This is a genomic window from Daejeonella lutea (assembly GCF_900168015.1).
Classification (GTDB): domain Bacteria; phylum Bacteroidota; class Bacteroidia; order Sphingobacteriales; family Sphingobacteriaceae; genus Daejeonella; species Daejeonella lutea.
This window is the reverse complement of record NZ_FUYR01000001.1, coordinates 1,187,274-1,200,595: the sequence shown is the minus strand read 5'-3', so window position 1 is coordinate 1,200,595 and position 13,322 is coordinate 1,187,274. Positions and strand designations below refer to the sequence as shown.

The 13,322-nt window shown below is 41.8% G+C and carries 7 protein-coding genes; all 7 read right to left on the bottom strand.

The window, feature by feature from the left end; all coding sequences use genetic code 11:
• Positions 1–2: 2 nt before the first annotated feature.
• Positions 3–2,102, bottom strand: coding sequence for a S9 family peptidase (locus tag B5X60_RS05350; protein ID WP_079701581.1), 2,100 nt, complete (start codon positions 2,100–2,102; stop codon positions 3–5).
• A gap of 102 nt (positions 2,103–2,204) precedes the next feature.
• On the bottom strand, positions 2,205–3,650 hold the full coding sequence (locus B5X60_RS05345) for a SusD/RagB family nutrient-binding outer membrane lipoprotein (protein WP_079701580.1): 1,446 nt from the start codon (positions 3,648–3,650) through the stop codon (positions 2,205–2,207).
• Positions 3,651–3,661: 11 nt separating this feature from the next.
• Positions 3,662–6,784, bottom strand: coding sequence for a SusC/RagA family TonB-linked outer membrane protein (locus B5X60_RS05340; protein ID WP_079701579.1), 3,123 nt, complete (start codon positions 6,782–6,784; stop codon positions 3,662–3,664).
• Positions 6,785–7,403: 619 nt separating this feature from the next.
• A complete protein-coding gene (locus tag B5X60_RS05330; protein ID WP_079701577.1) occupies positions 7,404–7,691 on the bottom strand; it encodes a hypothetical protein in 288 nt (95 codons plus the stop codon).
• 61 nt (positions 7,692–7,752) lie between these two features.
• Positions 7,753–10,473, bottom strand: coding sequence for a TolB family protein (locus B5X60_RS05325; protein ID WP_079701576.1), 2,721 nt, complete (start codon positions 10,471–10,473; stop codon positions 7,753–7,755).
• Positions 10,474–11,272: 799 nt separating this feature from the next.
• Entirely contained in the window at positions 11,273–12,160 is an 888-nt protein-coding gene (locus B5X60_RS05320) for a DMT family transporter (RefSeq protein ID WP_079701575.1), read from the bottom strand.
• A gap of 81 nt (positions 12,161–12,241) precedes the next feature.
• The gene (locus tag B5X60_RS05315; RefSeq protein WP_170878384.1) at positions 12,242–13,321 is read right to left on the bottom strand and encodes an LptF/LptG family permease; all 1,080 of its coding nucleotides are present in this window, start codon (positions 13,319–13,321) and stop codon (positions 12,242–12,244) included.
• Position 13,322 lies beyond the last annotated feature (1 nt).

The following is a 13,322-nucleotide window of genomic DNA, read 5'->3' as shown; positions in this document are numbered from 1 at the left end:
AACTATTTCATAAGTTTTCTCTTCAAAAAGTCCGCTGTCACCTCGCTAACTTTCACTCCATTTGAGTATTTCATCCAGTGATGGGTATCGTCCGGGATAGCCAGGTACTCAAAATCAAACTTCTTGTCTTCAAATCGACGTGCAAGGTCAACACTCTGGCTGAAGTTCACATTCCTGTCGTCATCTGCATGGATGATGAGGGTAGGTGAGGTCCAGGTATCCAAATAGGTAACCGGCGAAGACTTAATAACAGCTTTCTCATAGAGATCTGCATCAGGCGCGGGCTCGCGGGTGCTTTGTGCAGATCCGGCGAAACGGTTATTTACTCCGTGGATATCGACTCCGGCAGCGAAAAGCTTGGAATCATGACCGAGGGCGAGCGCCACCAGATACCCGCCGTAAGATCCCCCATATATGCCGATCTTTGTTGCATCGATATTTGGTTGTTTAGCCAGCCACTCTCCTGCGGCTTTAATGTCCTGATATTCTGAAGCTCCCTGTGCACCTGCATTGACAGCCCTCTGAAATTTATAACCGTAGCCTATTCCCAGCCGGTAGTTAACCGATAAAACCGTAAATCCGAGATTGGCTAAATATTGATTCAAACCATAATCAATGGAATAGTAATCCATGAAGTGCCAGCCCAAAACCATCTGGCGTTGTGGTCCGCCATGAACATAGACTATAGCCGGCCTTTTACCCGACCCTGCATTTTTAGGCTCAAATAACTGACCGTAAACCGTTTGCCCGTCAGGTGCTTTGAAAGTAACGTGTTTTGGTGTTACAAGCTGTGATGTAGGGAAACTTGATGGTATCAGATTCTCGCCAATGAGTTTGACCGGTCCTTTATTGAAACTCATGACAGCAGGTAATAGAGGACGCTGCGCAGTAGAACTTAAAAAAGCTATCGTAGAATTATCAGCAGTTATAACCGGGTACGCCTCTATGCCGGCGCCGGGGGTAAGGATCTCCATTGCTGGCTTATCAACAGGAACCCGAACAATGTGACGTCGATCAATATCTGATGGATCACGTCCAGTGTTTGCAGCAAATACCAGCCATTTTCCATCATTGCTGAGGCGAATCTGTTCAACCATAAAATTTCCAGGGGTTAACAGTAATTCTTTTCCTCCTTTAGCATCTACAGAATACAGGTGAGGCCAGCCATCCTGGTAAGAAACAAAAACAATTCTGTTTCCCCCTGCCCAATGCAGGTTTGTTCCTCCTTGAGTCTGTGGTACTGAACCTTCAAGAGTTTCGGGTGCTTTCCAGATCGGGTTCCCTTTTCCGGTTGTAATATCGGCGGTCCAAATGGTCCAGGGCTGATGCCTCCTTGCGAAAATTGAGTCTGTTTTTCCACCCTGTCCTGGCATCCTGACAAACGCAATGCTTTTGCCGTCTGGCGACCAGCGCGGGGAGTTGTCCCGTGAAAACGCAGGCAAAATCCAGTTGATAGGTGTTTGTTCGTCGGAATAAATACCGATAAATGAGTGATCGCCCCTGGACGATACAAATGCTATTTTAGATCCATCGGGAGAGTAGCTGAGGGAGCCGGTCGTGCCTCGCGCATAGAATAAGGGTTTAGCACCTGCTGAACCATTTATAGGAACAGACATCACCTGACTACCTCGGGAGAACAGCACCTTATCGCTGGATGGTGAGATAATTGGGTCGTCTGCTTCAGCAAGTATGTTTGTCTTTCCTCCTTCAAAAGGAATGCTCATGATCTGTACTTTTGGTGCAACCGGGTCGAATGCTGCATTTACAGGCATTGAAGAGTTACTGCCACTATGGTCGCCGCCGCGGACATAAATTACCCATTTTCCATCCGCTGAGATGCTTAAGCTGGTGAGCTCCTGCCCATCATCTTTATTATACTCAGTTATCTTTCTGGGAGTGAATTCCGGCGCTTCGGCAACATAAATATTCCGTCGTCCCTGCTCATTCAGAGCCCAGGCAATTTTAGATCCTGAAGGACTGCTGATAAGCTCAGTAGGGAAAGGGTAGGCCAGGACGGATTCAACGGAAAATGTCTGTGCGAATACTTTGGAACTTAAAATATTGAAGCACAGTAACACCAGGAACGATGCATTTTTTATCATTAGAAACAGGTTTAGAATATGTTAAAAGATCGAATATAAGTATCTGGTACATAAAAAAGCCCCCCGAGAGTTCGGGAGGCTTGTAATTTTATAATAGCACGTTTATAAATCCCACCAAAGTCTGGTAGTACGAACTGTTGCCGCTGGAACCTGTGTCCCATTTTTGCTTCTTTCACCAATTGGGTAATCCAATCTTCTGATGAATGTAGGTAATACAGCATTTAAAGGCATCCCGAAATCTTTGTAGCCATAATTGTGTCTTCTGGCATCATTCCATGCTTCCGGATTGAGGTATGTAGCTACATATTTCTCTTTAAATATTAGTGCCAAAGTTAAGTTCGTTGCACCAACAGAAACCCGTGGGTCTGCAACGTATGCATCACGGTCGGCAGTGGCAACCTGTAGTTTATCCATGTTAGCTCTAATCCCGGCAAGGTAAGCTGCGTATGCTCTTGGCTTGTCAGTTGCGAAAGCAGCTTCAGCCTCAATGAATTTTAGCTCAGCGTAGGTAACCAGCAGGATCGGTGCCGTATCATTTGTCCACGGCGAAAGGAAAGAAATGTAGTTTTCATCTTTCACTGTGTTGTTATGAGGCGGATTGTTTCTGTTTCCAGCACCATTAACAGTTCCGATCCATTTAGGATAGGTTGCATTATTAGGAACTGTAGTTGCTTCCGTAATTTTTGGGAGTCTTGGGTCAAATAAACCATAAGTCGTTCCGTTCAAATGATCGATGAATTGTTCAGACAACCATCCCCCTAACGTAAGACTGGCATTATTTCTTGAAACTGTTGCCCAGTTATTCCGAGTTTGAAATGTTGCCATTCCAGCATCATCAGCGTTTGAAGTATAAGAATTCCCTAATGCCGTTAAAACCGCCGCTGCGTTGAAGGTTGGTGTCTTACTGGTCTTGATTAAAAGGCGGGCTTTGATAGCATAAGCAGTCTTTAGCCATTTCGCTCTGTCGCCCTGGTGAATAAGATCACTTCCTGCTGCTAATTTTACCGTAGCAGTCGTTTTCGTCAACTCTGTGATTGCATCATCAACAAGCTTGACTGTCGTTGCATAGATTTCCTGATCTGTATCATATTTGGGAGTGAAATTACTTGGGTTGAATGCCTCAGAAAAGGGTGCAGCCCCCCAGAAGTTGTTCACTATGATCAGGTGGTAAGCGATTAAAAGGTTTGCAACTCCAAGGTACTCACTTGATCCCTGAGCCATTGCAAGCTTTTTCATCTCGTTGATATCGGCCATAGCGAAATACATTCCATCCCAGGTGCCTGTGAAATCTATTGTTTCATAAATATCACTGGCAGCGCCAGCAGTTGGGTTGGCTGTATATTGTACATATGGATTAATAACGCTTCCTGCGTCGTAGGTACGTAAGCCGGCTTTGCTCGTGGCAGTTGCCAGAAGTGCTGGTAGCGTGGGAACATTGACCTGATTGGGATTAGCACTCAATTCGTCAAAATATTCCTTACCGCAACTTTGAAATACTAAAGCTGCAGCAGTTGCTAGTATGAATGTGTATTTATATATTTTTTGCATTATCGTTATGATTAAAATCCAACATTTAAAGTAAATAAGAAGGTTCTCGCAGCAGGATAAGTCATACCCGCAGAACCATCCACGTTGCTTCCGCTATCAGCTGAAAGTGATTCCGGATCTAAACCATAGTAATCGGTGTGCAGCCAAAGATTGTTTCCTGTAACAGAAAGAGAGGCATTACGGATAGCTTTCGACGGCAACCAGCTTGTCGGTAAGTTATATTGTAAGCTTGCAGAGCGCAGGCGAACCCAGGATGCATCTTGTACGAACGGTTCTGACAACGACCTGTGATATAACCTGTAATAACCTTCACCATAGTTAACCCCATCCGGACCAGTTGCCTGGCCTAACCAAACTTGTTTAGTATTTGGCGTACCATCGGCTAAACGACCCTCAAAAACTTTGAACTCTCTTCTGTTTCTGGTATAGTCAGCAATTCCGAATGCAGAATTGAAGTTTTCAAGCCTGTTGAATTTCTCAAATCCCCAGCGAGCATCCACGATGGTGGAGAGCGTAAGACGTTTGTAAGTAAAATTATTAGTCAAACCACCAATCCAGTCTGGTTGTGAGTTTCCCAACAGTTTTTGTTTTGTCAACGAAGAGATAGGGAACCCATTTGCTCCAATAAGTAAAGGACGATTTTTATCTGTATAAACAGGATCTTCTTTATCAGTTCCATAATATCTCAGGTAGTAAGAACCGTAGATGTTACCGTAAGGTTGTCCAGGTATCAGCTTAAAAGTAACTGGGGAGTTGATGTAACCCCCAGTACCTGCACCGTAAACGATCTCAGTTAAACCTTCTTTCAGGCTCATAACCTTGTTTCTGTTCGCTGAGAAATTGAGTGAGGCATCCCAACTAAAGTTTGTAGTCTGAATTGGAGTTCCACCCAAAACTAATTCGATACCCCTGTTTCTTATACTTCCCGCATTAATTGATGCTGTCACATAGCCAGTGGCAGACGTGATCTGAGCACGAGTGATTTGATCCTTACTCAAAGAGTTATAATACGTAACATCAAAACTTAGACGGTTATTGAAGAAAGCCATTTCTAACCCTGCCTCATATGTGTCAGTAAACTCTGGTTTAAGATTGATATCGCCAAGATTCGAAGCTATAGTTAAACCGGTAGTACCTGTAGGTAAACTACCATAGTTTCCGAAACCTGTAGATGTTGAGTAAGGAGAAGCATCTTTACCTATTCTGGCGTACGATAATCTTAGTTTACTTTGTCCAATAAATTCAGGGAGCTTGACATTATCCGAGAATACATAACTCAAACTTGCTGATGGATAGAAGAATGAGCGGTTTTCTGGTGAAAGGGTCGAAGTGATGTCCTGTCTTCCCGTAAGTGACAAGAAAAGGAAATCTTTGTAATCAAAGTTAGCTTCTCCAAAAAAGCCGTTCGAACGATAATCAGTTCTGCTTTGCGAAGGATCAAGAACCTTCGCGTTTGTCAGTCTAAAATCATTATAAATACTCAGGTTTGTACCAAGAATACCTGAGTTTTTCTGGCTCCTGTCATATAGTTCAAAACCTAGTCTTAAAGTTCCGGTAATATCCGAAGTAAGTTTCGTGCTTGCATTAGCGAGGAAAGTTGAGTTTATCGCGCGGTAACCAGTATTGTATTCTCCAACGATACCATCTCCATTGTCGTATACTTGTTCACCAGGTAAGCCTGTCCTTCCAGGAGCGGTTCTGAAGCGGTTATCGGTATAAGTGTCAACCCCTAGTCTGTAATTAAAGTTCAGCCAGCTAGCGGGGGTGTAGGTAAAGTTAGCGCCAGCAATATAACGGTTTACATTATCCTTCATACGGTTTGTTGCTGCACCAAATATGGGGTTGTTCGTTCCCCGATATCTTTGGATACCTTCAGGGGTGATGTAGTCACGTACATCCCAGCGGCCAGAATAATATGTTAAGCTCTCTCCGAACCGGTCGGCATCAAAACGATAACCTCCTGAGTTAGTAAAACTCATATTTACGCCTGCTTTCAATTTCGGGCTGATTGTAATATCAGTATTCAGACGTGCTCCCAGATTTTTGTAATCTGTGAACGGAAGCATCCCGTCATGATGGAATTGCGACAATGAAGAAAAGAATTTCACATTTTCTGAACCACCGGTAAACGAAAGTGTATTTCTGATCTGAGAGCCAGTATCAAAAGCATTTTTGTAATTTTCAAACAATTTGTCAGGGTGTGTAGGGTCGATTGCTTTCGCTTCTGCAATAGTTGGTCCCCAAGCCGGGCCTAAACCTATCGGAGTATAAACACCAAGGATACCAGCAGTGTATTCTGTTTGAACCGCCGGAGTCTTGTTCACATTTTCAAATCCGTAAGTACTGGTGAAGTTTGTACGGATACCTGTACCAGTTCCTTTTTTGGTAGTGATTACCACAACACCGTTTGCTCCGCGGAGTCCGTAAAGTGCAGTTGCTGCACCTCCTTTAAGGATGTTGATGGATTCAATTTCATCAGGGTTGATATCCGAGATACGGTTACCGACAGAACGAACATTCGCACCAGAGCCAGCTCCGGATAAGTTCGTTGAGTTATCTACTTGAACTCCGTCAATTACGTATAAAGGTTCGTTAGATGCTGATGCATCGATGGAGTTGATACCCCGTATACGAATGTTAGCACCTTGACCCGGACCGCCACCTACACTTGAGATTGTTGCTCCCGCAACCTTACCTTGAAGTGCATTCAATAGGTTAGACTGGCGATTTACGTTCAATTCCTCTGAATTGACTCCCTGTGCAGCATAACCCAAGGATTTTGATTGCCTTGCAATTCCAAGCTGGGTAGTAACAACAACTTCTTCAAGTGCTTTACTATCCGCAGAAAGCGCAACATTGACTACAGATTGTCCGCCGACAGTAACTTCCTTGGGTGTAAAACCGATAAAGGAAAATACTAATACTGCGCCGCTATTGGGCACCTGGATACGATACATACCATTTGCATCTGTAGTTGCGCCGGCAGTTGTACCCTTAAGCCTTACGCTCACCCCTGGAAGAGTTGATCCGTCTTCCGCTACGGTAACTTTACCGCTGATATCCCTAACCTGAGCATTTGCTGCAAAGGCTATGAATAGCAGGATGGGTAAAAAAAGAGTAGAGATTTTTTTCATATAAAACAGGATTTAAATGTTAATGATGAGGTAATTTACACAAATGTTGCAGAAATAAAGAATTACTGCAAAAAATATATGTGCGAGAATGGACAGAATTAGTTGAGAGTGTTACCCAATAATTTTCGTTCTGAAGACTTTATGCGGGAAAATGGGAGTGAGAAAGAAGATCTTCTCGGACTAAATTATCTTTATCCCCTTTGAAAGAGTGGTGCGCGCTTATGCAGGCTTTGAATTTAGATGCAGGATTTTTCCTGTTTCAAAGCCTGATGTGCGCCGCTAATTTTTATAAACTTGCTGGGTTGCATGAATTGATAAATACTGATAATAGGATCAAAAATGAGAAGACCCAGAATAATCTCATTTTAAAATTTGATGACCTTTTAACTCGTGTATACGCCCTTTTCATAATTAGTTAGTTTCAATGATGAGAAGTATACAATTTATGAACCAACTGTTCGTTTGGACGGAAATTACCCATTTGTGGGTTTATAAACAGAGAGTTGTACGCTTACGGCTATTATTTTTAGTATTCCGGGTAAAAAGTGTATACTTTATTATACACTAATTTCGCATCTTATTTTATCATAATAGCTTATAAGTTGTTGAAGAGGCTTGATTACCTGATGTATTCCCGATCCTCATCACTTAAATCGTTGTGATTATTGTCCCGGATAATTTTGATATCATTTTGGTTATCGTCATATGTTTCCTCAACCACTTTCTTCTTCGGCCTACCAAGAATAAAACCTACAATAAGACCTAAACCGAACATGGATCCCAGGATTGCTAATTTGGGAATACGCGCGTCGCCAAACAACCAGAAATCTACTTCGTCGGTGTTATTCATTAGAACAAGGGTAACTAATACTGAAATTATGACTATGATGATGGTCTTGAAACTCATTAGGATAAGTTAGATGCTTCTAATATCGTTTTTTACTGCATCAATTGCAATTGCAATAATTCTACAAGTTATAATTAAACCCAAACTCTAATATCGTCGAGGGGCGAGTTTGGCTGTTAATAAGAATCACTTTCCCGCTAAGAGCGAAATCTGGAAGGTAGAATCGTAAGATATTCATATCTGCATTTAATTCGAAACCATAAGATGCTGGTCTGAACGGATTGCCTTTTCCTACATTCTCAAAATCTGCAAAAATGTCACCCCGGAGGCGCTTGATATAAGCCAAGGTAGCAATCTCGGCATCAGGATAAAAAAGTGGGAGCCGGTAATCGAAAAGAAGCGTGTTTCTAACAAATTGGGTCCTGAGATGGGTATATCCACTCACTCTTGGAATGTCGTTGTTGAACTGGTATATGCCACTTGTGTTTTGATAGTTAAAGCTGGCTTGTATCGAGTGATTTGTTGCCAGTCCAGGCGTGAAGAAAGAGGTTTGCAGGCGGAGAACGTCACCGCTTAAATTTTTGTCAAATGGTAGTGACTGGTAAGAGATGTTAATATTTTGGCCCCACCGGGGAGCCAGATCCCTTAAACTGCGTTGTGTGTTATGGCTGAAGTAAAATTGATATTGTAAGGGAAATCTGATTTTATCGGCAAAGCGGGGAGGACGGTTGCTTACCTCGTACCTGGAGGTGTAGCTGCTGAGTGCGCTGACACCCATAGCATATGTCTTGTTCAGGCGATTGGCAACAACGGGGATCCTTACCTCCATTTCAGCGAAATTCTCTCTCCAATTGACCGGTATTAGGGTGGTTATTCCGCCCGATGTTTGGGGGGAATAGGCAAGCCGCGCACGATTGATGTACTTAAGCCCTAATTCCGGATAGAAGCGCCTGTATTTTAGGCCAGCCAGGTATTCACTTTTTCTAAGGGCATAATTAAATTGATAGCCAGTAAAGAAATCAAGGGTGTTCAGTTGATTGTTGGATTTTAGTTTTATACCGATATTTAGGTCATTATTGAATTCGTTGTCTTCAAGGATAGGCGCAAGGCTGTGAAAGTAAAAAAGGTTGTTAATTTCTTTATAGCTTTTTATCGGGTATTCTTTCTGGGGAATTTTATCAAGAATACTTGAATCTGATTCCTGCTTGATGATAGGCTGGGCATAATTAATAAAGGAATTCTTGATTGTTGAAAGAGGTAATGTCGGACCACTAAGAGGAATTAAAGAAATATCATAACCCTTGCTCTGAAAGGTATTAAATAGGATAGAATTGGTTTCTTTATCGTAAGATGGATTAGCCGCCCCGTATTGGGCAGATGTGAGCTGTACAGTATTTCCTCCTGGGCGCAGTGAGTAAATGTTGTTGATGCCATTGTAATGTGCTCTGAAAATAATGTCATCCCCGGCATACACGGGTCGGCTGAGTTGTTGATAATGAAAATCAAGGAGTATCCGGAAAGAGTCGTCAGTCGTGTTAAATTCTAACAATGAAGCACCTGTCTGATTTATTGCAACGCACACCAACTTTGTTCCATCTTCGCTATAAGAAGGAGTTTGCAAGATGTAATCACCTGGGCTTGTAAAGACCTTAAGTTCTTTTCCACTCTCAGCATCAATTTCTACAATTTCTGATCGATTACTTAAGTCGACCCGTACGACTGCGATACGTTTAGCGTCAGGCGCGAGGGTAGGGGAGAATAATCTGCTCTTATGGGTAAGCTGCTTATATTTTCCTGTCGACAGGTCAATGCTATTAATTACATTATATGAACTTTTTTGGTAGCGCTTATCATACCGAAGTTCGTCCCACACAATCCTTCCATTTCGATAACTAAAATTACTTTCAGTTTGGTAGCCGATTTTTATTACTTCAATTTCCTGCCCACCCTCTGCAATCTTCACTATGGCGGGAGTTTTATCCAGGCTTTTTTTCAACGTCAAGATAGAACCGTCATTGATCTTTACCGGCAATAAATAATCCGCGGGTGCCATCCCTGTACGGCTGTTGAGTACCGGATATTGCTCACGATCTTCCTTATAGGCCTGAGCTCCCCAAAGCTGCTTTAATTCTGCTACAGTTATATCATGAAGCTTGCGACTTGTATTCCCAGTATATTTCTTCAATGACCGGCTTAGATTATAAGGACGAAAGGGGTGTCGCGACATGTCGGTCATCAGGCTGTCAATTATGCCATTGTCAAAGTCGCGTTTAAGTTTACTGGTCATAAAATATCCGAGCTGGTAATAGCCGGGAGTAAGGTCCTTGAATGAGCCAAGATAATTTTTTGAGTACGAAAAGTTCTTTCCACTTAGTGTATTTGTTCGGAAAATTATCTCCCAATCTGGGAGCCTGCCTCGACCCGCATGGCTTAAGGCTGTTTCGATACCAACAGCATCCCCTTCAAAGAACCAGGGCGGGAGGGTAATGCCAAAAATTGCCAGGGCAAGTTCTTCGAATAGGGGTCTTTTCAAGTTGCCAGTTAGCTTGTCAAACTGGACCACATGACGCAGTTCATGGATGGCCAGGCTGTTAAGCCAATCCTGCATATCGAAGTTCTGGGGAGGTACGGTGAAGAACTCCGAACGACGCGGTGCAAGCTGGACGAAGCCATTCGAAACCACACCCTGATTTTGCAGAATGATTGTGATTTTCCTCGGGTTTTTGCCCATGCTTTTACTGACACTTTTTATGACATGTTCGACCGTGTTTGCCACTCTCATGGCTTCGGTTTTGAATTCAGAAGGGTAGAGGATTTGGAAGTTAGGAGTGTTAATTTGCATCCATTTTATACCAGGGCGGTTTTGTGCACTATCAAAAATCTGTGCGTTTACCCATGGTGAACTACTTAACAATATAGACGTTGTAAATAGACTGATTAATAATTGTTTAAATGATCTATTTAATCTCATTACAGGGTGGTGCTAATTAAATTAGTTTTTATATTCTTCCGTTCAATTGAAATCATATATTTATACTTCATAAGTAGTATATTAAATTTCTCATTATTAATAACTTATATAATATGTAAGTTTTTGGACCAGTCGTTAAAATTTGTAAAATAATGTCAAAAAGGGCGCTTATCTCGACAAAGCATGTACTCTGAAATTTTGGAAACGAGATTTTTCTTAACCGATCCTCATTGTATGAAAATACGAAATCTTAAACGGATAAAATTTTGATTGGTGACTTCTATCTGAGATTTTATTCCGACCTAGATTTTCTTGGTCGATGAGAATTTGTTGGCTGGAAAAAACCGTCGTTCATCCACTCGATTTTTGAGCTTGTCAGGCTAATCTTATGGGCTCGAAAATGGTCAGCTAATTGACCGAGATAATCCTAATTTTTTTTATCTGTTTCATGAATTGTAATGTCCAGTATGAAACAACATATGCACGAGAAAATTTATAATCGAAATGAAAGTTATCCGGGCAGGGAACTGATTAAAATATTTTATAAGAACCAAGTAATTCAGCCCATTCTATTTACTAGATCTTTGTGTTTTTTTTCTTGAAATCTGCTGGAGTTAAAATTAACCTTAGTGTATAATTGTGATTTTATTCTGACCGTTTAGGTTTGAGGTTAGTTTGTTTTCTTTCGGTTTTTGATGACCGGATAAATAAAGATGGCACATAAGATTATGACGGCACCAGCATAAAATCCAGGAGTCATTTGTTCTCGTTTTCCGAAGAAAATGAAAGCAAGAATAATCCCGTAAACCGGTTCGAGATTCGTGATTAGTGCCACTCTAAATGCCGATAACTCTTTCATTACCGCCACGCCGGCTACATACGCAAGGGACGTGCAAACCGTTCCCAGTAGGACTAAATACATTAAGTCTTGAAAATTGAGGCCCATAGAAGCCGTATAACCGTCTGAAATAAATAAATAGATAGAAATCCAAACCCAGGCCCCTATGAGCTCATAGAAGCTTATAATCGGTGCGGGCCTATTTTGGATCTGTTTTGAATTGATGATTGAGAAGATGCTGGCACATAGGGCGCTCAACAGACCGAGGATTATACCCTCAGTATATCGCGCTTCAAACTTGAATATCATGTAAATACCGCAGATTATAATCAGTCCCGTTATGATTTCAAAGAGTGAAATTTTCTGCTTTTTAAACAGTGGTTCTAATATCGCCGTAAACAGGGTGAGTGATGAAAGGCATACTAAAGTTACCGAAACGGTGGATGATTTAATTGATTGAAAGAATAGAATCCAGTGTAATCCCACGATTGCCCCTGTAAAGAATAGCTTCAGGAACACTACTCTTGAAACCTTAAGTGGAACTCCAGCCACCTTGAAATAGGCAAATAGTGTGACGAAGGCGATGAGAACACGGTACCAAACGAGCTGGGTGGCCGGGATAGAAATTAAAGCCCCTAATATCCCGGTAAAGCCCCACACGAAAACGGTGAGGTGCAGGATCACCAGGTTTTTATTGAGAGGTAAAGTTTTATTTAACATGCTGTAATGATTTTATTCCGAAAGCCATTGTCAGCTTCCAAAATTGATACTCTTGACTTCCCGTCCATTGGAGCACTAAACTTATTTTGGAGCTTTTGCTAACAGATAAACACCCAATATTCCGAATATGATGTTAGGAATGAATACGGCAATAATAGGGGGAAGTCCGCCTTTAAGGGCGAACATATTGGAAAACTGTATGAACAGAATATAGGCAAAACTCAGAAATATCCCGATTCCTAGCGGAAGACCAATACCCCCTCTTACTTTTCGTGAGGATAGTGAAACGCCCATCAAAGTAAGTACATAGGCCGACAATGGATACACGAAACGCTTGTACTTCTCCAGCTGAAGATCAACCATCACACCCGTTCCGCGGGTCTCTTCCTTATCAATACGCACGTTCAACTCCCGCATATTCATTGCCTGATAGATATTATCATAGATCTGGAAATCTTTGGGGCGCATATCAAGAGTTGTATCTTTCCTCAAACCAGAACTCATTTCTTCTTTCAGGCCTTGGATGGTGCGTAAAGAATAGTTTTCGATAGCCCATTTGGTTTTCACGGAATCCCAGGTGATCTTGTCAGCTGTCAGTTTTTCCTTCAGGTTAAAACCCTCATATTTTTCCAGGGTAAATTTGTAGCCGACTCGATTAGTATTATCGAAATTCTCAATATAAACATAAGTGTTTGAATCAATTTGCATATGTGTGTACATCTTCGAATTATCCGATTTGGGATTTACATACACATTTTCAAAATCGATCTTTAAGCCATTGGTTTCGGGTATTATAAAGAGATTAAAAACGAGGGTCACAATAAAGATTACCGTTGAGGCTACAAAGTACGGCCAAAGGAAACGACGAAAACTGACACCGCCACTGAGAATAGGGACGATTTCCGTCTGATCCGCCATCTTGGCTGTAAAAAAAATTACTGCGATGAAGTTTATAAGCGGAGAAAGGAAGTTAAGGTAATACGGAATAAACCCAGCGTAATAGCTGAATATTATCTCTTTTAGAGGTGCTTCGTGCCTCAGGAAATCATCTAGTTTTTCTGAAACATCAAAAATGACGAAGATCACGGTAAAGATACCCAGGGTAAAAATGAATGTCCCCAGGTACTTTTTTATGATGTACCAGTCGATGATCTTAATCATC

What these genes read in the sequence shown, in the direction of transcription:
- B5X60_RS05350 (WP_079701581.1), bottom strand. Translation starts at nt 2,102, where the DNA reads ATGATAAAAAATGCATCGTTCCTGGTGTTACTGTGCTTCAATATTTTA.
- B5X60_RS05345 (WP_079701580.1), bottom strand. Translation starts at nt 3,650, where the DNA reads ATGCAAAAAATATATAAATACACATTCATACTAGCAACTGCTGCAGCT.
- B5X60_RS05340 (WP_079701579.1), bottom strand. Translation starts at nt 6,784, where the DNA reads ATGAAAAAAATCTCTACTCTTTTTTTACCCATCCTGCTATTCATAGCC.
- B5X60_RS05330 (WP_079701577.1), bottom strand. Translation starts at nt 7,691, where the DNA reads ATGAGTTTCAAGACCATCATCATAGTCATAATTTCAGTATTAGTTACC.
- B5X60_RS05325 (WP_079701576.1), bottom strand. Translation starts at nt 10,473, where the DNA reads ATGCAAATTAACACTCCTAACTTCCAAATCCTCTACCCTTCTGAATTC.
- B5X60_RS05320 (WP_079701575.1), bottom strand. Translation starts at nt 12,160, where the DNA reads ATGTTAAATAAAACTTTACCTCTCAATAAAAACCTGGTGATCCTGCAC.
- B5X60_RS05315 (WP_170878384.1), bottom strand. Translation starts at nt 13,321, where the DNA reads ATGATTAAGATCATCGACTGGTACATCATAAAAAAGTACCTGGGGACA.